This is a genomic window from Streptomyces corallincola (genome assembly GCF_019104725.1).
Classification (GTDB): domain Bacteria; phylum Actinomycetota; class Actinomycetes; order Streptomycetales; family Streptomycetaceae; genus Streptomyces; species Streptomyces corallincola.
This window is the reverse complement of record NZ_JAHRXF010000043.1, coordinates 1-22,576: the sequence shown is the minus strand read 5'-3', so window position 1 is coordinate 22,576 and position 22,576 is coordinate 1. Positions and strand designations below refer to the sequence as shown.

Below are 22,576 nucleotides of genomic sequence, written 5' to 3'. Positions count from 1 at the left end.
CGAGTGCCGGTCCGGCGCACCCGCGATACCGGACCGGTGGCATGGTGGAATCTCAGGAGGATTTCCCGACATGTCTCAATCGACGCACGTCTGCGGCGGCGACTGTACGGACCACCGGACCGTCGTCACCGAAGCCGAAGTGGAAGCCCTGGTCCACGGGATCTGTTTCAAGACCGGACCGCCCCGCACCCTCGGGGTCGAAGTGGAATGGCTCGTCCACGACCTGCGGACGCCGCGGGTGCCGGTGACGCCGGACCGCCTGGAGGCCGCGTACGCGGCCCTGCGGACCGTCCCCCTGCGCTCGCCGCTGACCATCGAGCCCGGCGGCCAGCTCGAACTGAGTTCGCCGCCCGCCGCCTCCCTCATGAAGTGCGTGGACACCGTCGCGGCCGATCTGGCCGCCGTCCGTACGGTGCTCGCCGGACAGGGGCTCGCCCTGGTCGGCATGGGCCACGATCCGTGGCACACCCCCCGCCGCTATCTGCGGGAACCCCGTTACGACGCGATGGAGACCTGCCTGGGCCGCACCGGTCCGGCGGGGCGGCACATGATGTGCAGCTCGGCCTCGGTGCAGGTCTGCGTGGACGCGGGGCACGAGGAGCCCGGCCCCCTCGGGTACCGGGAGCGCTGGCGCCTCTCCCATCTGCTCGGACCGGTCCTGGTGGCCGCGTTCGCCAACTCTCCCCTGGTCGCCCGGCGACCCACCGGCTGGCTGTCCACCCGGCAGTTGCTGTGGGCGGAGATCGGGGCCGGCCGGGCGGGCGCTCCCCCGGTGGACGGCGATCCGCGCACCGCGTGGGCCCGGCACGTGCTGGACGCGCCGGTGATGTGCGTGCGCGCCGACGCCGGTCCCTGGGACGTGCCGGAGGGGCTGACCTTCCGCGAGTGGACCCGCTCGGGCGGTCCGCGCCCGCCCACCCGCGCGGATCTCGACTACCACCTGACCACGCTGTTCCCGCCGGTCCGGCCGCGCGGCCACCTGGAACTGCGCATGATCGACGCGCAGCCCGGCGACGACGGCTGGATGGTGCCGCTGGCGGTGGCCGCCGCGCTGTTCGACGACCCGGAGGCGGCGGAGGCCGCGCACCGGGCCGTGAAGCCACTGGCGGAACGTTCCGGCGGGGCACCGGCCCCGCACAACCCGCTGTGGAGCCACGCGGCCCGGCACGGCCTCGCCGATCCGGAGCTGCGCGAGGCGGCCGAGGCCTGCTTCGCCGCCGCGCTGGAGGCGTTGCCCCGGCTCGGCGCCACACCCGCGCTGACCGGCACGGTCGCGGAGTTCCGGGACCGCTACCCGGCGCGGGGCCGCTGCCCGGCCGACGACCTCCTCGACCCGCCCTCCGACACGGGCCGCAGGGACGGCGCGGGCGGCGGATACGGCGCGTACGCAACCGACCGGGCACGCACCGCGGACACCACGGACGGCACGGACCTCTCCCCGGTCCGGCCCGAGCCGCTCACCGGCGCACCCGTGGTCCACGGGAGGAAGGACATCCACTCATGACCGCCCCCGAGACCGGCGCCACGCCCGTGGCGCCGGGCACCCGGCACCCGCACGCCGAGACCCCGCACGCCGAGCCGGACACCGAGGCGCTGCGCGCGCGGGTGCTCGCCACACTGACCACCGCCCGCGAGCGCACCACGCTGCTCACGTCCTGCGTCGAGGACCCGGACCTCACCGCACAGCACTCTCCGCTGATGTCGCCGCTGGTCTGGGACCTGGCGCACATCGGCAACCAGGAGGAGCTGTGGCTGCTGCGCACGGTCGGCGGACGGGACGCGATGCGCCCCGAGATCGACGGGCTGTACGACGCCTTCGAGCACCCGCGTGCCGAGCGCCCCAAGCTGCCGCTGCTGCCGCCCGCCGAGGCCCGCGCCTACGCGGCCGAGGTGCGCGGCCGGGCGCTCGACCTGATCGGCGCCGCGGAGTTCCGGGGCACCCGGCTCACCGAGGCCGGTTTCGCCTTCGGGATGATCGCGCAGCACGAACAGCAGCACGACGAGACCATGTTGATCACCCATCAGCTCCGTGAGGGGCCGCAGGCGCTGACCGCGCCGGACCCCGAGCCGGTCGCGCCGTACACCGGTCCGGGCGAAGTCCTCGTCCCCGGCGGCCCGTTCACGATGGGCACGTCCACCGAGCCCTGGGCGCTGGACAACGAACGCCCCGCGCATCCGGTGGAGGTGGCACCGTTCTGGCTCGACACGGTGCCGGTGACGAACGGCGCCTACCAGGAGTTCATCGCGGACGGCGGCTACGACACCGAGCGCTGGTGGACGCCGGACGGGTGGGCGCATGTGCGTCAACACGGCCTGTTCGCCCCGCAGTTCTGGTGGCGCGAGGGCGGGCAGTGGCTGCGCCGCCGGTTCGGCGCGACCGAGGTCGTACCGGCGGACGAGCCGGTGCTGCACGTGAGCTGGTACGAGGCGGACGCGTACGCCCGCTGGGCCGGGCGGCGGCTGCCCACCGAGGCGGAGTGGGAGAAGGCGGCCCGGCACGACCCGGCCACCGGCCGCTCCCGGCGCTACCCGTGGGGCGACGCCGATCCGGGCCCCGAGCACGCCAACCTGGGCCAGCGCCATCTGCGACCCGCCCCCGCGGGCAGCTATCCGGCGGGCGAATCCCCGCTGGGCGTACGGCAGTTGATCGGTGACGTGTGGGAGTGGACGGCGAGCGACTTCCTGCCGTACCCCGGCTTCGGGGCGTTCCCGTACAAGGAGTACTCCGAGGTCTTCTACGGGCCGCGGTACAAGGTGCTGCGGGGCGGGGCGTTCGCGGTGGACGCGGTGGCCTGCCGGGGCACGTTCCGCAACTGGGACCATCCGGTGCGGCGGCAGATCTTCTCCGGGTTCCGCACGGCACGCTCGGAGAACGTCTGATGTGCCGTCACCTGGCCTATGTGGGGCCCGAACTGCCGCTCGGGCGCGTGCTGGTGGAGCCGGAACACAGTCTGTACCGGCAGTCCTGGGCGCCCCGGCGGCAGCGGTACGGCACGGTCAACGCGGACGGGTTCGGGGTCGGCTGGTACGCGCCGGACGACCCGCTGCCCGCCCGTTACCGGCGGGCCGGGCCGGTCTGGGCGGACCTGTCGTTCGCGGACCTGGCGCGCGTGGTGCGCTCGGGCGCGGTGCTGGCGGCCGTACGGGACGCGACCCTGGCGGGGGCGGACGCGGAGGCCGCGTCGGCGCCGTTCGCCGCCGGGGGCTGGCTGTTCAGCCACAACGGCGCGGTGCCCGGCTGGCCGCACACGATGGCGCCGCTGGTGCCGACGCTCCCCCCGGCGGATCTGCTCTCCCTCCAGGCGGGCTGTGACTCCGCGTTCGTGTGGGCGCTGCTGCTGCACCGGCTGCGCGCCGGGCAGGACGCCGCCCGCGCGCTCGGGGAGACGGTACGGCAGGTCGCGGAGGCGGCGCCCGCGTCCCGGCTGAACCTGCTGCTCACCGACGGCGCCACGATCACCGCGTCCGCCTGGGGGGACAGCCTCTTCTACCGCACCGGCACCGGCACGGTCGTCGCCTCCGAGCCGTACGACGACGATCCGCGCTGGCAGGAGGTCCCCGACCGCACGGTCCTGACCGCCACCCGCACCGGAGTGCGCCTCGCGCCCCTGGAGGACCCGGCGTCCGCAACCCCGAAGGAGCCCTGCCCGTGAGTCCCCTGCGCATCACCCGCACCCTGCCCGAGGACGCCACCGGCGCCGCGCTGCGCGCCGATGTCCGCACCGGGCTCACCGCGACCCCCAAGTCGCTGCCGCCCAAGTGGTTCTACGACGCGCGGGGCAGCGAACTCTTCGAGCGGATCACGGAGTTGCCCGAGTACTACCCGACGCGTGCCGAGCGGGAGATCCTGCTCACGCGCTCCGGCGAGATCGCGGAGGCGAGCGGGGCGCGCACGCTGGTCGAGCTCGGCTCGGGCTCCTCGGAGAAGACCCGGCACCTGATCGACGCGCTCACCGCGCTGGAGGCGTACGTCCCGGTGGACGTCAGCGAGAGCGCGCTGACGCAGGCCGGGCAGGCGCTGGTCGCGGAGCGGCCCGGACTCGACGTGCACGCGCTGATCGCCGACTTCACCGCGCCGCTCGCGCTGCCGGAGACGCCGGGCCCGCGCCTGGTCGCGTTCCTCGGCGGCACCGTCGGCAACCTGCTGCCCGCCGAACGCGCCGCGTTCCTGGCGTCGGTACGGGCGCTGCTCGCACCCGGTGACGGGCTGCTGCTCGGCACGGATCTGGTGAAGGACGAGGCGACGCTGGTCCGGGCGTACGACGACGCGGCCGGGGTGACGGCCGCGTTCGACAAGAACGTCCTGGCCGTCGTGGACCGGGAGTTGGGCGCCGACTTCGATCCGGACGCCTTCGACCACGTGGCCGTGTGGGACGCGGAGCGGGAGTGGATCGAGATGCGGCTGCGCTCGCGCACCGCGCAGACCGTGAAGGTGCCCGCGCTCGATCTCGCCGTGGAGTTCGCGGCGGGCGAGGAGTTGCGCACCGAGATCTCGGCGAAGTTCCGCCGCGAGGGCGTGGCGAGCGAACTCGCCTCCGCGGGGCTTGAGTTGACGCACTGGTGGACGGACTCCGAGGGCCGCTTCGCGCTGTCCCTCAGCACCGTCCGCTGACCCGGCCGCCGGGGTGTCGGCGCGCGTGCGCCGACACCTCGCGGACCGGACCCGGATGCGGCACCGTGTGTAAGGAGTGACAAAAAGGTCACCAGGGACGTGAGAGACCGTGGCTCGCACGAGCCCCGCCGAAGAGGAGTAGCCGCATGTCGAATCACACCTACCGGGTCACCGAGATCGTCGGCACCTCGCACGAGGGCATCGACCAGGCCATCCGCAACGGTGTCACCCGCGCCGGGCAGACCCTGCGCAACCTGGACTGGTTCGAGGTGACGCAGGTGCGCGGGCAGATCGAGAACGGGCAGATCGAGCACTACCAGGTGGGTCTGAAGGTCGGCTTCCGCATCGACGACGAGGGCGCCGAGAGCTGAACCGGGTCTCCGCTCAGGTCCGCCCCGTACGCTCCTGGGCGTCCCGCAGGTCCGCCGACCGGGCGGCCCAGCGGGCGCGCAGCACGGTGAACCCGGCGCGTTCGGCGTCGTCGCACACGAGGTCGTCGTCGTCCACGAGGACGCGGATCTCCCGGTCGCGGGCCAGCCGCCGCAGGACCTCCAGCTTGGTGGTCCGGGCGGGCCTGCGGTCGGCCTCGCGGCGCAGGTACAGCCGCCCGTCCGGCAGTCCGTGCGCGGCCAGCCACTTCTGGCTGTCCCGGCGGCACCGCTCGGGCCGCCCGGACAGGTAGACGATCTCGCACTCCCCGGCCAGCTCACCCGCCAGCGCGACGCCCTCGGCGAGCGGCGGATCTTCGGCGGCGGCCCGGAAGAAACCGTTCCAGTCCCGCGGTTTCCTGGTGAGGAAGCGCTGCCGGTGCGCGGTGTCGGCGAGCGTGTTGTCCAGATCGAAGACGGCGAGGGGGCGGAGGTCGGTCACCGGGCCACTCTAGAGGCGCCCCGGACGACCACGCCCGCCATACGCCACCGGTGTCCGTCCGGGGGCGAGCGGGTGCCCGCCGTGGGGTGGGGGCCGGGGCCAGGGCCTGCGGGCCGCTGCCCGACCGCTCGCGCACCCGCCGGGGCACTCCCCCGGTGCGGCGGCTGCCGGAGTCGTACCCGGCGGCCGTCCCGCGCTGCGCGCACGGGACGGCCGCCGGTGAGCGGGCTGATCAGCCGTCCACCGGGGTCAGTTTCTCGACGTGGACGACGACCGTGCCGTCCGCCGCGTCGATGACCGCCCGGTCGCCCGGCTGGAGTTCGCCGGAGAGCAGCAGGTCGGCGAGGCGGTCGTCCACCTCGCGCTGGATGGTGCGGCGCAACGGCCGGGCTCCGAACTCGGGCTGGTGGCCGAGTTCTCCGATGAGTTCGGCCGCCGCGTCGGTGACGTTCATGGAGACGTCCTGGGCGAGCAGGCGGCGCCGGGTGTCCTCCAGCATCAGGTCCACGATCTGCCGGAGCTGGGTGTGGTCCAGGCCCCGGAAGACGATGATCTCGTCGATGCGGTTCAGGAACTCCGGCCGGAAGTGCTGCTGGAGGACCGGCATGACCGTGTCGCGCATCCTGGCGTGGTCCTCGGTACCGGCGGCCAGGATGCGGTCGGCGCCGATGTTGGACGTCATGATGACGACGGTGTTCTTGAAGTCCACCGTGCGGCCCTGGGAGTCGGTGAGGCGGCCGTCGTCCAGGAGTTGGAGCAGCGTGTTGAAGACGTCCGGGTGGGCCTTCTCCACCTCGTCCAGCAGGAGTACGGCGTACGGCTGGCGGCGGACGGCCTCGGTGAGCTGGCCCGCCTCCTCGTGGCCGACGTAGCCGGGGGGTGCCCCGACGAGGCGGGAGACGGTGTGCCGTTCCTGGAACTCGCTCATGTCCAGGCGGATCATGCGGTCCTCGTCGCCGAAGAGGGCGGCGGCGAGCGCGCGGGCGAGTTCGGTCTTGCCGACGCCGGTGGGGCCGAGGAAGAGGAAGCTGCCGACGGGCCGGTCGGGGTCGCTCATACCGGCGCGGGCGCGGCGGACGGCGCGGGCGACGGCGGTGATGGCCCGGTCCTGGCCGACGACCCGTTCGTGCAGGTGGTCCTCCAGTTTCAGCAGCCGGTCGCGTTCCTCCTCGGTGAGCTGGGCGACGGGGATGCCGGTGGTGCGGGAGACGACCTGGGCGATGTCCTCGGCGGTGACCTCGGGGGCGTGCTCGTCGGTCTTCTCGGCGGTACCGGCCATCTCGGCGCGGGTCTCCCTGATCCGGTCGCGGAGTTCCCTGGCCCGCTCGTACTCCTCGTCGGCGACCGCCTGGTCCTTCTCCCGGTTCAGGGCGGCGAGCCGGTCCTCGATGTCGCGGGTGTCCGGAAGCGGGGCCCTGGCCCGCAGCCGGACCCGGGCGGCGGCCTGGTCCATCAGGTCGATGGCCTTGTCGGGCAGGAAGCGGGAGGTGATGTAGCGGTCGGAGAGTTCGGCGGCGGCGACGACGGCCTCGTCGGTGATGCGGACCTGGTGGTGGGCCTCGTACCGGTCGCGCAGGCCGCGCAGGATCTCGATGGTGTCGTCCACACTGGGCTCGCCCACGAGGATCGGTGCGAAGCGGCGTTCCAGGGCGGTGTCCTTCTCGATGTGCCTGCGGTACTCGTCGATGGTGGTCGCGCCGATGAGGTGGAGTTCGCCGCGCGCGAGGGCGGGCTTGAGCATGTTCCCGGCGTCCAGCGCGCCCTCGCCGCCGCCCCCGGCGCCGACGACCGTGTGCAACTCGTCCAGGAACAGGACGAGTTCGTCGGCGTGTTCGCGCACCTCCGCCAGCAGCTTCTTCAGCCGCTCCTCGAACTCGCCCCGGTACTTGGTCCCGGCGACCATCCCGGCTAGGTCCAGGGAGACCAGCCGTTTGCCCGCCAGGGTCTGCGGGACGTCACCGGCGACGATGCGCTGGGCGATGCCCTCGACCACGGCGGTCTTGCCGACGCCGGGGTCACCGATGAGCACGGGGTTGTTCTTGCTGCGCCGGGAGAGCACCTCGATGGTCTGCTCGACCTCGTCGTCCCGGCCGATCACCGGGTCGAGGCGGCCGTCGCGGGCGTCCTCGGTGAGGTCGCGGCCGTACTCGTCCACGGTCGGGGTGGTGCTGGGCCTCTTCCGTTCGCCGGTGCCGCTGTCGGCGGCCAGTCGGCCGGGCTCCCAGCCGCTGTCCTCCAGGGCCTGTCCGGCGGTGGACTCCGGGTTGGCGGAGAGGGCGCGCAGCAGATGGCCGGGGCCGATGTAGGAGCTGTCCTCGGCGCGGGAGAGCCGGTAGGCGTCGAGCAGGGCGCGCTTGGCGGAGGGGGTGAGCGTGCCGGGTTCGGTGCGTTCGCCGGTGGGGTGGCCGCCGAGGGCTGCTCGTATCCGGTCGGGGTCGGCGCCCGCGTCGGTGAGCATGCGGCGGGTGGACTCGTCGCGGGTGGCGGCGGCGAGCAGGTGGCGGGCGTCCACGTCGTCGGCGCCCTCTTCGGCGGCGATGTCGCGGGCGGCGGCCACGAGGTCGCGGGCGCGTTCGGAGAGCAGGCTGCCGATGTCCACGCGCTGGGCGCGACGGGCGGGGGCGGTCTGGCCTCCCGCGCCGAAGAACCGGGACATCAGCTCGTCGAACTCCTCGAACGGGCTGCGTCCGAAACCGAATCCGGGTGAGGTCATGGGAGCGTCGCCTTTCTGGAGCGTGCCGTTCTGGGGTCGGGCAGGCGTCCGGGCAGGCGGGCAGGCGTCCATGTCCGACTCGGCGCCCTGTCCGTCCAAACTGTCACAATCCACCCGCGTACGCAGCGGAGGGAGCGGTTCCGGACGTGCTCCGTCCGAGATGCGGATACGGGCGGCAGCGGTGAACCTGGGAGGGCACACCTCAACCGACTGAGGAGGGCTGCCATGTCCTTCATGGACAAGATCAAGGGCATGCTCAAGGGTCATGAGGACATGGCCGACAAGGGCATCGACAAGGGCGGGGACTACATCGACCAGCGCACCGGCGACAAGTACACGTCGCAGGTGGACACCGCGCAGGACAGGATGAGGGACCAGTTCGGCACCAGGCCGCAGGACCCCAACAACCCGCCGCACTCGTAGGACGGCGAGCGGCTCCCGACTCCGTGCGGACCGGCGTCCATACTTGCGGGGTATTTCCCCCGCTCACCGGCCCGCACGGAGTTCCGCCATGTCCCAGCCGCACGATCCGTACGTCCGCGTCCGCGGGGCCCGTGAGCACAATCTGCGGGACGTGGACGTGGACGTTCCGCGTGATGTGCTCGCGGTGTTCACGGGGGTGTCCGGCTCGGGCAAGTCGTCGCTGGCGTTCGGGACGGTGTACGCGGAGGCGCAGCGCCGTTACTTCGAGTCGGTGGCGCCGTACGCGCGGCGGCTGATCCATCAGGTCGGCGCGCCGGAGGTCGGGGAGATCACGGGGCTGCCCCCGGCCGTCTCGCTCCAGCAGCGGCGTTCCGCGCCGACCGCCCGCTCCTCGGTGGGGACGGTCACCAGCCTGTCGAACGCGCTGCGCATGCTGTTCTCCCGCGCGGGCGTCTACCCGCCGGGGGCCGGGCGGCTGGACTCCGACGCGTTCTCCCCGAACACCACGGCGGGTGCCTGCCCCGGGTGCCAGGGCCTGGGCCTGGTGCACCGCACCACCGAGGAGTCGCTGGTCCCGGACCCCTCGCTGTCGGTCCGCGAGGGCGCGATCGCCGCGTGGCCGGGCGCCTGGCAGGGCAAGAACCTCCGGGACATCCTGGACGTGCTCGGCTACGACGTGGACCGGCCCTGGCGCGAACTCCCGCCGGAGCAGCGGCAGTGGATTCTGTTCACCGACGAGCGGCCGGTGGTCACCGTGCATCCGGTACGGGACGCGGACCGCATCCAACGCCCCTACCAGGGGACGTACATGAGCGCCGACCGGTATGTGCGCAAGACGTTCTCCGACACCCGGTCGGCCACCCTGCGCGCGAAGGCGGAGCGCTTTCTGACCAGCGCGCCCTGCCCGTCGTGCCGGGGCGGGCGGCTGCGGCCCGAGTCGCTGGCCGTGACGTACGACGGGCGGACCGTCGCGGAGCTGGCCGCGCTGCCGCTCGCCGAGCTGGCCGCGCTCCCGGACGGCGGTTCGGAGACGGCACGGGTGCTGCTCGCGGACCTGCGGGCGCGGATCGCGCCGGTCGTCGAACTGGGCCTCGGCTATCTGAGCATGGACCGGCCCGCACCGACCCTGTCGGCGGGCGAACTCCAACGGCTGCGCCTGGCGGCCCAGTTGCGGTCCGGACTGTTCGGCGTGGTGTACGTGCTGGACGAGCCGTCGGCCGGGCTGCACCCGGCGGACACCGAGGCGCTGCTCGGGGTGCTGGAGCGGCTGAAGCGGGCCGGGAACTCCCTGTTCGTGGTGGAGCACGACATGGCCGTGGTGCGGGGCGCCGACTGGCTGGTGGACGTGGGCCCCGGCGCGGGCGGGCACGGCGGGCGGGTGCTGTACAGCGGCCCGCCGGACGGGCTGGCGTCAGTGGCGGAGTCGGCCACCGCGCGGTATCTCTTCGAGGCGGCGCGGAAGCCCGCCGACCGGCATGAACTCCGTACCCCTCGTGGGTGGTTGACGGTCGGGCCGGTGACCCGGCACAACCTGCGCGCGGTGACGGCCGAGATCCCGCTCGGCGCGTTCACGGCGGTCACCGGGGTGTCCGGGTCCGGAAAGTCCACCCTGGTCGGGGAGTTGACCGAGGGGACGGCGGGCGTGGAGCGGCTGGTGCGGGTGGACCAGCGGCCCATCGGGCGCACCCCGCGCTCCAACCTGGCGACCTACACGGGGCTGTTCGACGTGGTGCGCAAGGTGTTCGCGGCGACCGAGGGGGCGCGTGAACTCGGTTACGGAGTGGGCCGGTTCTCGTTCAACGTGGCGGGAGGGCGGTGCGAGACGTGCCAGGGCGAGGGGTTCGTCAGCGTGGAACTGCTGTTCCTGCCGACGACGTACAGCCCGTGCCCGGACTGCGCGGGTGCCCGCTACGACCCGGAGACGCTGCGGGTGGCGTACCGGGGGCGGAACGTCGCGGAGGTGCTGGACCTGACGGTGGAGGAGGCCGCCGGGTTCTTCGCGGACGTCCCGGCCGCCGCCCGCAGCCTGCGCGCGCTGCTCGACGTGGGTCTCGGCTACCTGCGGCTGGGCCAGCCCGCCACCGAGCTGTCCGGCGGCGAGGCACAGCGCATCAAACTCGCGAGCGAACTCCAGCGGGGCCGCCGCTCCCCCACGCTGTACCTCCTGGACGAACCCACCACGGGTCTGCACCCGGCGGACGTGGAGCTCCTGGTCACCCGGCTGCACGGCCTGGTGGACGCCGGGCACACGGTCGTCGTCGTGGAGCACGACATGGCGGTGGTGGCGGGCGCGGACTGGGTGATCGACCTGGGTCCGGGCGGCGGTGCGGCGGGCGGCCGGGTGGTGGCGGCGGGCCCGCCGGAGGACGTCGCCCGGTCCGCGGGGAGCGCTACGGCACCGTATCTGGCGCGGGCGCTGGACCGGGCCTGCCGGGCGGCAGCGGGCTGAGCAGGGCCGCGTGGGTCCAGCCGGGCCCGGGGGACGGGGGCCGGGCGGCGCGGGCGAGGGTGCGCCGGTCGGGGTGGGCGCCGGGCGGGATCAGCGGGCGGATCTCGGCCTCGGCGACCAGTCCGGGGGTGCGGGCGACCCGCCACACCGAGGCGAGCAGGGTGTCCTCGCCGACGTACGCGGGGGCCGTGCTCGGTCCGGCGCCGGTGCGCCGGTAGGCCAGCCGTACGGGCTGGACGGGGACGCCCGCGTCCAGCGCGGCCTGGAAGACGGCGCGATGGAAGCGGCCCTGCGCCCGGCCGCACCAGGAGCTGCCCTCGGGGAAGGCGGCCACGGCGGCGCCCGCGCGCAGCGCGTCCGCGACGCGGGCGACGGTGGCGGGCAGGGCGCGCAGCCGGTCGCGTTCGATGAAGAGGACCCCGCCGCGCGCGACGACCGGTCCGGCCAGCGGCCAGCCGCGGATCTCGCTCTTGGCGAGCATCCGGGCGGGCCGTACGGCGGCGAGCAGCGGAATGTCCAGCCAGGAGACGTGGTTGGCGACCAGCAGCACCCCGCCGTCCGGCGGGAGGTCACCGGTGATCCGGACCCGGACCCCGATGGCCCGGACGACGGCCCGGCACCAGCGGCGGACCCAGTCGGCGGGGAGCCGGGGGCCGAGCGGGATCAGCGCGATCCCGGCCAGCAGCAGGGCGGTGGCCGCCGCGACCCGCAGGACGGCGCGCGGCAGCGGCACCGCGCGGGGTGCCGGGGCCACGCAGGCGAGCGGGGTGCAGGGCGCGGTCGGCAGCCAGGCGCTCATCAGGCGGGCACGAGGGAGAGGAAGTGGCGCAGGTAGCGCTGGTTGACCCGGCGCATCGACAGCAGGACGTACAGGTCGGCGACGCCGAAGTCCGGGTCGTGGGCGGGTGCGCCGCACACCTGGGCGCCGAGCCGGAGGTAGCCGCGCAGCAGGGCGGGCAGTTCGTTGTTCCCGGCGGGCACGGCGGCCTCGGGTGTCCAGGGCCGCAGCGGGCTGACCCGGAACTCCTCGGGCGCGAGGTGCCGTTCGCGCACCCGGGCCCAGGTGGCTCCGGCGAGGGTGCCGCCGTCGGCGAGGGGCAGGGAGCAGCATCCGGCGAGCCACTCGTGGCCCCGGTCCACCATGTAGCGGGCGATCCCGGCCCAGACGAGGCCGATGACGGCGCCGTCGCGGTGGTCGGGGTGGACGCAGGAGCGGCCGACCTCGACCATGCCGGGGCGGAGGGCGTCGAGCCGGGAGAGGTCGAACTCGCTCTCCGCGTAGAGCCGTCCGGCGAGGGCGGCCCGCTCGGGCGGGAGCAGCCGGTAGGTGCCGACCACCGTGCCGTCGAAGGTGTCGCGGACCAGGAGGTGGTCGCAGTACGCGTCGAACGGGTCGATGTCGAGTCCCGGCTCGGGGCTGTCCAGCAGGGCGCCCAGCTCCCCGGCGAAGACGGCGTGGCGCAGCCGCTGGGCGGCTCGTACGTCCTCCTCGTCGCGGGCGAGGGAGACGGTGTAGCGGGCGGGGGCGGCGGACCGCGCGGGGCGGTCGAGCGTGGGTACGCCGGTCATGGCTGCACTCCTGGTCGCGGGCCGGTTCGGCGGAGCGGGCGCGGACCGCGTGCGTGCGGTCCGCCACCCCTGTTCTTCCGAGGCAGGCTGACCGCCGCGTGACCGGAGCGGGGTGCGCGGGTGCAGCCTTGCTGAACGGCTCACTCGGCGGGGGCGCGGCCGGGCCGGGGAAGCGAGACGGGGCCGGGGAGCACCTCCCGGCCCCGCCCGTCCGCCCCTGGCGAACGTCCTGCGGAGGACTACCGCTTGCCCGCCCTGCGGGTGGCGCGGAGCCATTCCTTGTTCATGCCGGTGATGGAGACCAGCGGGATGCCCTTGGGGCAGGCGGTGGCGCACTCACCGGCGAGGGTGCAGCCGCCGAAGCCCTCGGCGTCCATCTGGGCGACCATGTCCAGCACGCGGGTCTCCCGCTCGGGCGCGCCCTGCGGGAGCACGGCCAGGTGGTTGACCTTGGCGGAGGTGAACAGCATGGCCGCGCCGTTGGGGCAGGCGGCGACGCAGGCGCCGCAGCCGATGCACTCGGCGTGCTCGAAGGCGAAGTCGGCGTCGGCCTTGGGCACCGGGGTGGCGTGGGCCTCGGGCGCGGCGCCGGTGGGCACGCTGACGTAGCCGCCCGCCTGGATGATCCGGTCGAACGCGGACCGGTCCACGACGAGGTCCTTGACGACGGGGAAGGCGGCGGCCCGCCAGGGTTCGACGTCGATGGTGTCGCCGTCGCGGAAGGACCGCATGTGCAGCTGGCAGGTGGTGGTGCGTTCGGGGCCGTGCGCCTCGCCGTTGATGACGAGGGAGCAGGCGCCGCAGATGCCCTCGCGGCAGTCGTGGTCGAAGGCGACGGGGTCCTCGCCCTCCAGGATGAGCCGTTCGTTGAGGACGTCGAGCATCTCCAGGAAGGACATGTCGGGCGAGATGTCGTCCACCTCGTAGGTGGACAGGGCGCCGTCGGTGTCGGCGGCGCGCTGCCGCCAGACGCGCAGGGTGAGCCTCATGCGTAGCTCCGCTGGGTGGGGTGGACGTACTCGAAGACGAGGTCTTCCTTGTGCAGGACGGGCGGGGTGCCGGTGCCGGTGAACTCCCAGGCGGCGGCGTAGCCGAACTCCTCGTCGCGGCGGGCGGCCTCCCCGTCCGGGGTCTGGGACTCCTCACGGAAGTGGCCGCCGCAGGACTCGGCGCGGTGCAGGGCGTCCAGGCACATGAGTTCCGCGAGTTCGAGGTAGTCCACGACCCGGTTGGCCTTCTCCAGCGACTGGTTGAACTCCTCTCCGGTGCCGGGGACCTTGATACGGCGCCAGAACTCGTCGCGGATGCGTGGGATGCGTTCCAGTGCCTCGCGCAGTCCGCTTTCGGTGCGGGCCATGCCGCAGAACTCCCACATGAGGGCGCCGAGTTCGCGGTGGAAGGAGTCGGGGGTGCGGTCGCCGTCCACGGCCAGCAGCAGGTTCAGCCGGTCCTCGGTCTCGGCCAGCACCTCGGCGACGGCGGGGTGCCGGTCGGTGACGGCCTCCTGGTGCGGGTTGCGGGCGAGGTAGTCGTTGATGGTGGCGGGCAGTACGAAGTAGCCGTCCGCGAGGCCCTGCATCAGCGCGGAGGCGCCGAGCCGGTTGGCGCCGTGGTCGGAGAAGTTGGCCTCCCCGACGGCGAACAGGCCGGGCACGGTGGTCTGGAGGTCGTAATCGACCCAGAGTCCGCCCATCGTGTAGTGCACCGCCGGGTAGATCCGCATCGGGACCCGGTAGGGGTCCTCGTCGGTGATCCGCTGGTACATGTCGAAGAGGTTGCCGTACTTCGCCTCGACCGCACCGCGGCCCAACCGCCCGATGGCGTCCGCGAAGTCGAGGTAGACGCCCTGTCCGCCGGGGCCGACACCGCGTCCCTCGTCGCAGACGTTCTTCGCGGCGCGGGAGGCGATGTCACGGGGGACGAGGTTGCCGAACGAGGGGTAGATCCGCTCCAGGTAGTAGTCGCGCTCGTCCTCGGGGATCTCGTGCGCGGGCCGGGTGTCGCCCTTCGCCCTCGGCACCCAGATCCGGCCGTCGTTGCGCAGCGACTCGCTCATCAGGGTCAGCTTGGACTGGTGGTCGCCGGTGCGCGGGATGCACGTCGGATGGATCTGTGTGAAGCAGGGGTTGGCGAAGTGCGCGCCGCGCCGGTGCGCCCGCCACACGGCGGTCGCGTTGGAGTTCATCGCGTTGGTGGACAGGTAGAAGACGTTCCCGTAACCGCCGCTGGCGAGGACCACCGCGTCCGCGAAGTACGTGCTCACCCGGCCGGTGATCAGGTCGCGGGCGACGATGCCGCGTGCCCGGCCGTCGATGACGATCAGGTCCAGCATCTCGGTACGGGGATGCATCTCGACGTTGCCCGCGGCGATCTGCCGGGACAGCGCCTGATAGGCGCCGAGCAGGAGTTGCTGACCGGTCTGGCCGCGCGCGTAGAAGGTGCGGGAGACCTGGACGCCGCCGAAGGAGCGGGTGTCGAGCAGGCCGCCGTACTCGCGGGCGAACGGCACGCCCTGCGCGACGCACTGGTCGATGATCTCCACCGAGATCTGCGCCAGCCGGTGCACATTGGACTCGCGGGCTCGGAAGTCGCCGCCCTTGACGGTGTCGTAGAACAGCCGGTGTACGGAGTCGCCGTCGTTGCGGTAGTTCTTCGCCGCGTTGATGCCGCCCTGCGCGGCGATGGAGTGGGCGCGGCGCGGGGAGTCCTGGTAGCAGAACTGGACGACGTGGTAGCCCTGTTCGGCGAGGGTGGCCCCGGCCGAGCCGCCCGCGAGGCCGGTGCCGACCACGATGACGGTGTGCTTGCGCCGGTTGGCGGGGTTGACGAGCTTCGCCTCGAAGCGGCGGGTGTCCCAGCGCTCGGCGATCGGCCCGGCGGGCGCCCTGGTGTCGCGGGCGGGCGCGCCGGTGGTGTAGTTCGGGTACGGGTTCACGTTCAGCTCACCACTCCGGTCATGACGCCCACGGGTACGGCGATGAAACCGGCCGTGAGCAGCAGCGCGAGGATGTTCGCGGTCGCCTTCAGGGCGCGGTCACGGGTGCGGCTCCCGGCGCCGAGGGTCTGCGCGGCGCTCCAGAAGCCGTGCCGCACATGCAGGCCGAGGGCGAGCATGGCGACGATGTAGATCAGGTCGCCGTACCAGGTGGAGAAGGTGCCGACCACGTTCTGGTACGGGTGGCCCTCCTGGAAGCCGGGGTGCACGGTGCCGGTGGTCAGGTCCAGGAGGTGCCAGACGATGAACAGCCCGAGGATCACGCCGCCCCAGCGCATGGTGCGGGTGGCGTAGCTCGAACGGCCCCTGCGGTGGGCGTACTTCACCGGACGCGCCCTCAGGTCCCGGCGGCTGAGCTGGTACGCGGAGGTGGCGTGCGCGACGACGGCGACGACCAGGACGATCCGGACCAGCCAGAGTGTCCACTCGTAGTGCATGAAGGGTTCGCCCACGGTGCGCAGCCAGTGCGCGTAGTGGTTGAACTCGCCCGCGCCGAAGTAGATCTTCAGGTTCCCGATCATGTGCACCACGAGGTAGAGCAGCATGATCAGGCCGCTGACCGCCATGACGGTCTTCTTGCCGACGGAGCTGTCCCACAGGGTGCGCGCCCTCGACGGCCGTCGGTCCGTCCTCGTTGCCAGAGCCATGCCGTCACGCTAGGGCGGCCCGGCGCGATCGGTCCAAGACATGGTGCGGCTCGTTTCGATAGGCACTGCCTATGTACGGGCTTATCCTGGGCGTATGCAGTTCCAGCAGCTCCAGTACTTCGTGGCCGTCGCCGAGACCCGGCACTTCACCCGCGCCGCCGAGCAGGTGCACGTGGCGCAGCCGTCGCTGTCGCAGCAGATCAGGGCGCTGGAGCGGGAGCTGGGCGCGGACCTCTTCCAGCGGGCCCGGGGCAACATCACCCTCACCGACGCGGGTGAGGCGCTGCTGCCGCTGGCCCGGCGCATCCTCGCGGACACGGACACGGCGCGGCAGGAGGTGCAGGAACTGGTGCAGCTGCGGGCCGGGCGGGTACGCCTCGGCGCCACCCCCAGTCTGTGCACCGGGCTGCTGCCGGACGTGCTGCGCGCCTTCCACGACCGGTATCCGGGCATCCGGCTGCTGGTCGAGGAGGGCGGCTCCCGCGATCTCGTACGACTCCTCGCGCGCGGGGCGCTCGATCTCGCGCTGGTCGTACTGCCGCTGCCGACGCCCGCGCCCGCGCTGACCACCGTCGAGCTGCTGCGGGAGGATCTCGTCGTGGTGTCCTCGCCGGAGGCGCCCGCGCCGGGGCGGGACGGGGGGTCCGGGGGGCGGGTCGTGGAGATCGGGGATCTGGAGGGGGAGCGGCTCGTGATGTTCCGGCACGGGTACGACCTGCGGGAGCTGACCGTGGCGGCGTGCCGCTCCGCGGGGTTCGAGCCGGAGTTCGCGGTGGAGGGGGGTGAGATGGACGCGGTGCTGGGGTTTGTGCGGGCCGGGTTGGGGGTGGCTGTCGTTCCTCGGATGGTGGCCGGGCGGGCGGGGCGGGGGTTGCGGGTGACGTCCTTGGCTCGGCCGGGGTTGGGGCGGACCATCGCGTTGGCTCATCGCAGTGATGTTGCGCCGCCGCGGGCTGCTCGGGAGTTGCAGCGGATGCTGCTGGAGCGGTAGCGGTTGGGGGGCCTCTTCAACTCCGTTGCGGGGTGCGGGTTGTGGAGGCTGGTCGCGCCGTTCCCCGCGCCCCTTCAAGGAGTTCCGGGTGCCCCTTGCTGGATTGCTGGACTGGGGTGTTCCACTCGCGCAGTTCCCCGCGCCCCTTCAGGGAGTTCCGGGTGCCCCTTGTCGAGAAGCCGGACTTGGATGCCCTTCTCGCGCAGTTCCCCGCGCCCCTAAAAGACGCGCAGTTCCCCGCGCCCCCAAAGGCGCGCCTCTTCCCGCCGCCCCCGAAAGGCGCGTCCCCCTCCCGCGCCCCCAAAGACGCGCCCCGCTCCCGCGCCTCGAAAGTTCCGCCCCCGCTTCCGCGCACCCCCAAAAAAAGACGCGCCGTTCTCCCGCCATCCCGAAGACGCGACGTTCCCCGCGTCCCTGAAAGGCACGTCCCCGCCCACGCCCCCGAGGGGGACGCTCGGGCTTGTCAGCCTGTTGTGTCCACCAGGGCGAGTCTGTGGAGGTTTTCCGGGGGGCCGGGGCGGGCGTAGTACCAGCCTTGGGCTGTGTCGCAGCCGAGGATGCGGAGTTGTTCGGCCTGGGCGCCGGTTTCCACGCCTTCGACGGTGACGGCCAGGTCGAGGCTGTGGGCCAGCGACACGATGCCTTCGACGATCTTGAGGTCCACGGGGTCGGCGGGGAACTGTTGCATGCCCTGGGTGAAGGAGCGGTCGAGTTTGAGGACGTTGACCGGGAGGCGGCGGAGGTTGGCGAGATTGGAGTAACCGGTGCCGAAGTCGTCGAGGGCGATGTCCACGCCCATCTCGGCGAGGCGGCGCAGGGGTTTGAGGAGATCGTCGTCGGCGCCGATCAGCGCGGACTCGGTGACTTCGAGGCAGAGCGCGTCCGGGGCGACACCGGTGCGCTCCAGGATCTCCACGGTGTCCTGGACCAGTTGGGGATGGCCGAGCTGGCACGGGGAGAGGTTGACGTTGATGCGCAGCGGTGTGTCGTCGGCGCCGTACCGCTCGCCCCACACGCGGGCCTGGCGGATCGACTCCTCCAGCACCCAGCGGCCCAGCGGCACGATGAGGCCGGTGTCCTCGGCGAGCGGGATGAAGCGGTCCGGACCGAGCACCCCGTGCTGCGGGTGCAGCCAGCGAACCAGCGCCTCCGCGCCGCGCACGCTGCCGTCGCCGAGGTGCACCAGGGGCTGGTACTCGATGAAGAACTCGCCGCGTTCCAGGGCGGCGGGCAGCGCGGTGGTCAGGGCGTGCCGGGTGATCGCGCGGGCGTCGGACTCGGCGTCGGCGGTCTCGGCGCGGTTGCCGCCCGCCGACTTGGCGCGGTACATCGTGATGTCGGCGCTGCGCAGCACCTCGGCGGCGGTGCGTTCCCCGGCGGGACCCTCGACGATGCCGAGGCTGCCGCGCACCATCAGGTCGCGGCCGTCGATGCTGATGGGGCCGGTGAGCGCGTGCATGATGCGCTCGGCCAGCTCGTCCACCTCGCGCTGGGTGCCGGGGCCGGTGGTCAGGGCGACGAACTCGTCACCGCCGAGCCGGGCGACCATCTCGCCGGGCGCGGTCGCGCAGGACTGGAGCCGGTCCGCGACCTCCACCAGCAGCCGGTCCCCGGCCGCGTGCCCGAGGCTGTCGTTGATGGTCTTGAAGCCGTCCAGATCGAGGTAGCACAGCCCGAAGCGCTGGCCCTCCCCCGCCGCGAGCGCCTTCTCCAGGCGCTCGAAGAACAGCGTGCGGTTGGGCAGCCCGGTCAGCGCGTCGTGGGTGGCCTCGTAGCGCAGCCGGAGGTTGAGCAGGCGCCGCTCGGTGGTGTCCTCCACCATCGCCAGCTGGTACTGCGGCACCCCGTCGGGGTCCCGGAGCAGCGACACCGTGAGGTTGGTCCACAGGGCGGTGCCGTCGGGGCGGTTGAACGCCTTCTCCACGTGGTAGTGCTCGCGGTCGCCGGAGACGAGTTCCTCGTAGAGCCGCCAGGTCTGCGGGGCGTCCTCGGGGTGCGTCCAGTCCAGGACCCGGCGCCCGCGCAGCGCCTGCTCGGTGAGGCCGAACATGCGCGTCAGCGCCTCGTTGACCTGGAGGATGTTGCCGTCCAGGTCCGCGATGCCGATGCCTATGGCCGCGCCCTCGAACACCGCGCGGAAGCGGGCCTCGCTGGCGTGCAGGGCCTGGGCGACCACGCCCTGGGCGCGCAGCGCGGCCTGCGCGACGGACTCCTGCTCGGCGAGCGTGCGGGCCCGCAGCGCATGTGCGTAACCGGCGGCCATCGCGTGCTGCAACCGCGAGGAGCGCATGCGGAGTTCGTCCTGCGGGCCGTCTCCGCCGCAGTACAGCACGAGGTAGGCGTCCACGCAGTCCAGGGACCGGGACAGTGCCTCGGGGTCGGTGCAGTGCGCGGTGACGAGCGCGGCGCCGACGGCTCGGGCCCCCTCGGCGTCGAAGCTGCGGGCGCGCAGCAGCTCGCTGAGACGGTCGGCGAGCGGACGCAGCAGGTCCTCGAACTCGACGCGGGTCAGCGACGTGGAGGTGACCGGGTACACCGCCCGGCTCCAGATCGTGGTCAGCCGCCGCAGTCTGTCCTCCGGTCCGTCCGGCAGCGCGCTCACGCGGTACGCCCCACTCCGGCGAACCCGGAGAACGCGTACGGGTCCTCCTCCTCGGGTGCGGAGTCGGGCCGCCAGTGCGGCATGAGGACCAGGCCGGGGTCCACCAGCTCGAACCCCTCGAAGAACCGGGCGATCTCCTCGCGGGAGCGCATGACCAGCGGATTGCGGATGTCCCGGTACACCCCGACCGCACCGCCCGCCTGTTCCTCGGGCAGCGGGATGCCCTCGTAGGAGGCATGGGTGAGCACCAGCATGCTGCCGGGGGCGAGCGCGTCACGCAGCTCGGCCACGGCGGCGCGGGGGTCGTCGGTGTCTTCCACGAAGTGCAGTATGGCAACGAGGAGCAGTGCCACCGGACGCTTCAGGTCGATGAGCCGGGCGAGTTGCGGGCTGGACAGGATCTCGTGCGGCTTGCGCAGATCGGCGGCGAGCACGTCGGCGCCGTCGTTCCCGGCGAGGACGGCCTCGCTGTGCGCGACGGCGACCGGGTCGTGATCGACGTACAGCACACGGGCGCCGTCCACCGCGGCCCGCGCGATCTCGTGCACGTTGCCGTACGTGGGGATGCCGGAGCCGATGTCGAGGAACTGGGTGATGCCCTCGGCTGCGGCGAACCGCACCGCGCGGCGCAGGAAGGCGCGGTTGGCCTGCATGATCTTCGGCAGGCCCGGCAGGAACTCCATCGCCTTGCGGGCCGCTTCCCGGTCCACCTCGAAGTTGTGCGAACCGCCCAGGTAGTAGTCGTAGATACGGGAGACGCTCGGCACCGAGATGTCGATGTTCCTGGGGGCCCAGGCGGGACGCTCCATGTATCTCTCCAAGGGTGGACGGTGGCGTAGGCGATCCGGTGTTCGAGCAGAGGCTACTGATCGTCCGCCAACGGAGCGACCAGAACCGGAAATTGACCATCCGTTCCCGGTCACTGCCTGCGGCATGTGCTCGTGCGGACCCGTTCCGTGACGGCCCCTTCCGTGCCCGTGCGAGGTCGAACAGGGCGGTTCCGGGCACACGAAGACGTCCGCCCCCTCCGTGCGGTGCGGAGGGGGCGGACTCGCGGTGACGCGCCGAGGGCGGGTGGATCGACCCTGGGGAGGTGATCTCTTACTTGCCCGGCGCGCCGACCGGCTTGCCGTCGGGCGCGACGGCGTACCACGTGCCGCCCACGCCCTGACCGTTGGTGTCACCGGGCGCCTTGTCACCGGTGAAGGTGTAGACCGGCCAGCAGTTGACCGTCATCTGCTTCACCCCGTCGGAGCGGGTGAAGCCCATCAGGCCCTTCTTCTGCACGCCCTTGGTGTCGGCGGCGGCGACCGGCGCGACGGCCGGCCACTTGGCCAAGCACGCGCCGAGGCAGTTGGAGACGGACTTGGGCCACGCCTGGTCCTTCATGAACCGGTACACGGTCATGCCGTTGCGGTCCACGACGACGTCCCCGAGCTTGGGGTCCTTGCGGACCGACAGCCCGGGCGGCTTCTCGGCCGACGCCTTCTTGCCGTTGGGGGCGAGCGCGAACCACTTCCCGTTGACGCCCTGCCCGTTGACCTCGCCGGGGGCGGTGTCCTTGGCGTAGCGGTACGCGGGCCAGTCGCCGATGGTGAGCTGCTTGCTGCCGTCGGACCGGGTGACCTCGCCGAGCAGCGACTTGTCGATGCCCGCACCGGCCAGCGCGTCACCTGCGGGGACGGGCGGCCAGGCGGTGGCGCAGTCGCCGTCGCAGTTGGACTTGGGCGGGCTGGCCGTGTCGTTGTCGAACCGGTACAGCGTCATGCCGTTGCCGTCGGTGACGACCTGGCCCAGCTTGGCGTCCACGGACGCGGTGAGCTTGCCCGCGGGGGCGGACGCCGGGGGCGCGGACGCCTTGTCTCCGTCGGCGCCGTACCCGTTGCCGCTGCCCGGCACGCCGTAGTCGCCCGCCGCGGCGGTGGCGCCCACGTTCTGCGCCTGCGAGGACGGGGACGCCGCCTTGTCCTGACCGCACGCCGTCGTCAGTGTCAGCACCGCCGCGGCCGTGGCCACCAGCGAGGCGGTACGCCAGGAGGTCTTCATGGCCCAACTCCCCTCATTCGCCTGGATGTCGCAGCGCCTGCCGCGCCGTCGCACAGGCATCAGTACGGGGGCCGGGGGGCGGGATGTTCAACGCGCCGGGAAATTCTTTCCGGGAGTTTCCCCGGGGGCGCGCGGAGCCGGTGGAGGAGCGGGCGCCGGGGAGGGCACGGCGGGGCGCCGGGCGCCGGGGCGCACCACCTCGTACGCGCGTACGCGCCCGCCACCCGAGTGGTGACGGCACGTCAAACCAACGAGCGTTCTTTGTCCCTCCTTCGGACCAATCCCCGCGCACTCCGGCGCGCGTCCGCCCGGCGAGCCTCATGATCTTCGCGTGCATGGACCCGAACCCACCCGTCGCGCTCCCGCCACAAGGGTGTTGACCCTCCTGACACTGACCTGGACCCTGGTGGGCTGCCCGGTCGGTACGGCGTCCGCCGACGCCTGCGCCTACGCCTCGACGGGCCCGGACGGCACGGTCGCGGTGGCCGTCGCGGGAGGCGGCCACCACTGGCCGCCGTGCCCCCGGCCGACCCCGCCACCGTGTCCACCGACCCCCACCCCGACGCCCACGCCGACACCGACACCGACTCCCCCGCCGCCGAAGCCGACACCGACGCCTACGCCGACTCCCCGGCCCACCCCACCACCTCCGCCTCCTC

At 72.9% G+C, this 22,576-nt stretch carries 18 protein-coding genes; 8 read left to right on the top strand and 10 right to left on the bottom strand.

Going from position 1 to position 22,576, the window contains the following annotated elements; genetic code table 11:
• Positions 1-70: 70 nt before the first annotated feature.
• The 5 genes from egtA to KUM39_RS22545 all read left to right on the top strand — a co-directional run bounded on the left by egtA (position 71) and on the right by KUM39_RS22545 (position 4,983).
• Positions 71-1,504 carry an ergothioneine biosynthesis glutamate--cysteine ligase EgtA gene (egtA, locus tag KUM39_RS22565; protein WP_217787583.1) on the top strand — a complete coding sequence of 478 codons (1,434 nt, stop codon included), beginning with the start codon at positions 71-73 and terminating at the stop codon, positions 1,502-1,504.
• Positions 1,501-2,880, top strand: a complete 1,380-nt coding sequence (egtB, locus tag KUM39_RS22560) for an ergothioneine biosynthesis protein EgtB (protein WP_217787582.1) — start codon at positions 1,501-1,503, stop codon at positions 2,878-2,880. Before egtA ends, egtB begins: the two co-directional genes overlap by 4 nt.
• A complete protein-coding gene (gene egtC, locus KUM39_RS22555) occupies positions 2,880-3,653 on the top strand; it encodes an ergothioneine biosynthesis protein EgtC (protein WP_217787581.1) in 774 nt (257 codons plus the stop codon). The genes egtB and egtC overlap by 1 nt, the downstream gene beginning before the upstream one ends.
• A complete protein-coding gene (gene egtD / locus KUM39_RS22550) occupies positions 3,650-4,612 on the top strand; it encodes an L-histidine N(alpha)-methyltransferase (RefSeq protein ID WP_217787580.1) in 963 nt (320 codons plus the stop codon). The genes egtC and egtD overlap by 4 nt, the downstream gene beginning before the upstream one ends.
• A 146-nt stretch (positions 4,613-4,758) precedes the next feature.
• On the top strand, positions 4,759-4,983 hold the full coding sequence (locus KUM39_RS22545; protein ID WP_217787579.1) for a dodecin: 225 nt from the start codon (positions 4,759-4,761) through the stop codon (positions 4,981-4,983).
• A 13-nt stretch (positions 4,984-4,996) separates the two neighbouring features.
• Here the strand turns inward: KUM39_RS22545 and KUM39_RS22540 are convergent, their stop codons facing one another.
• Positions 4,997-5,482 carry a phosphatase domain-containing protein gene (locus tag KUM39_RS22540; protein ID WP_217787578.1) on the bottom strand — a complete coding sequence of 162 codons (486 nt, stop codon included), beginning with the start codon at positions 5,480-5,482 and terminating at the stop codon, positions 4,997-4,999.
• 232 nt (positions 5,483-5,714) lie between these two features.
• Complete coding sequence (locus tag KUM39_RS22535; RefSeq protein ID WP_217787577.1) at positions 5,715-8,195, bottom strand: ATP-dependent Clp protease ATP-binding subunit; 2,481 nt, start codon at positions 8,193-8,195, stop codon at positions 5,715-5,717.
• A gap of 225 nt (positions 8,196-8,420) precedes the next feature.
• Here KUM39_RS22535 and KUM39_RS22530 point away from each other — a divergent pair, with 225 nt between their 5' ends.
• Positions 8,421-8,618, top strand: coding sequence for an antitoxin (locus KUM39_RS22530; protein WP_217787576.1), 198 nt, complete (start codon positions 8,421-8,423; stop codon positions 8,616-8,618).
• A gap of 88 nt (positions 8,619-8,706) precedes the next feature.
• Complete coding sequence (locus KUM39_RS22525) at positions 8,707-11,067, top strand: ATP-binding cassette domain-containing protein (RefSeq protein WP_217787575.1); 2,361 nt, start codon at positions 8,707-8,709, stop codon at positions 11,065-11,067.
• Here the strand turns inward: KUM39_RS22525 and KUM39_RS22520 are convergent.
• From KUM39_RS22520 to KUM39_RS22500, 5 genes are all read right to left on the bottom strand, one after another.
• Positions 11,009-11,866 carry a lysophospholipid acyltransferase family protein gene (locus KUM39_RS22520; protein ID WP_217787574.1) on the bottom strand — a complete coding sequence of 286 codons (858 nt, stop codon included), beginning with the start codon at positions 11,864-11,866 and terminating at the stop codon, positions 11,009-11,011. The two genes, KUM39_RS22525 and KUM39_RS22520, sit on opposite strands and share 59 nt — an antisense overlap.
• The gene (locus tag KUM39_RS22515) at positions 11,866-12,636 is read right to left on the bottom strand and encodes a GNAT family N-acetyltransferase (protein WP_217787573.1); all 771 of its coding nucleotides are present in this window, start codon (positions 12,634-12,636) and stop codon (positions 11,866-11,868) included. The genes KUM39_RS22520 and KUM39_RS22515 overlap by 1 nt, the downstream gene beginning before the upstream one ends.
• 239 nt (positions 12,637-12,875) lie before the next feature.
• Entirely contained in the window at positions 12,876-13,625 is a 750-nt protein-coding gene (locus tag KUM39_RS22510) for a succinate dehydrogenase/fumarate reductase iron-sulfur subunit (protein WP_217787572.1), read from the bottom strand.
• Positions 13,622-15,571: a fumarate reductase/succinate dehydrogenase flavoprotein subunit gene (locus tag KUM39_RS22505; protein ID WP_217787571.1), complete on the bottom strand. Its 1,950-nt coding sequence runs from the start codon at positions 15,569-15,571 to the stop codon at positions 13,622-13,624. Before KUM39_RS22505 ends, KUM39_RS22510 begins: the two co-directional genes overlap by 4 nt.
• A 2-nt stretch (positions 15,572-15,573) precedes the next feature.
• A complete protein-coding gene (locus KUM39_RS22500; RefSeq protein WP_217787570.1) occupies positions 15,574-16,278 on the bottom strand; it encodes a succinate dehydrogenase in 705 nt (234 codons plus the stop codon).
• A 94-nt stretch (positions 16,279-16,372) separates the two neighbouring features.
• On the opposite strand from KUM39_RS22500, the gene KUM39_RS22495 reads away from it, so the two are divergent.
• Complete coding sequence (locus KUM39_RS22495) at positions 16,373-17,269, top strand: LysR family transcriptional regulator (RefSeq protein WP_217787569.1); 897 nt, start codon at positions 16,373-16,375, stop codon at positions 17,267-17,269.
• 463 nt (positions 17,270-17,732) lie between these two features.
• Here the strand turns inward: KUM39_RS22495 and KUM39_RS22490 are convergent, their stop codons facing one another.
• The 3 genes from KUM39_RS22490 to KUM39_RS22480 all read right to left on the bottom strand — a co-directional run bounded on the left by KUM39_RS22490 (position 17,733) and on the right by KUM39_RS22480 (position 21,917).
• Positions 17,733-19,871: a putative bifunctional diguanylate cyclase/phosphodiesterase gene (locus KUM39_RS22490; protein ID WP_217787568.1), complete on the bottom strand. Its 2,139-nt coding sequence runs from the start codon at positions 19,869-19,871 to the stop codon at positions 17,733-17,735.
• Positions 19,868-20,680 carry an SAM-dependent methyltransferase gene (locus tag KUM39_RS22485; protein WP_217787567.1) on the bottom strand — a complete coding sequence of 271 codons (813 nt, stop codon included), beginning with the start codon at positions 20,678-20,680 and terminating at the stop codon, positions 19,868-19,870. Before KUM39_RS22485 ends, KUM39_RS22490 begins: the two co-directional genes overlap by 4 nt.
• A 292-nt stretch (positions 20,681-20,972) precedes the next feature.
• Positions 20,973-21,917 (bottom strand): SCO0930 family lipoprotein, encoded by a 945-nt coding sequence (locus tag KUM39_RS22480; protein WP_217787566.1) that lies wholly within the window; start codon positions 21,915-21,917, stop codon positions 20,973-20,975.
• Between the last annotated feature and the right edge of the window lie 659 nt (positions 21,918-22,576).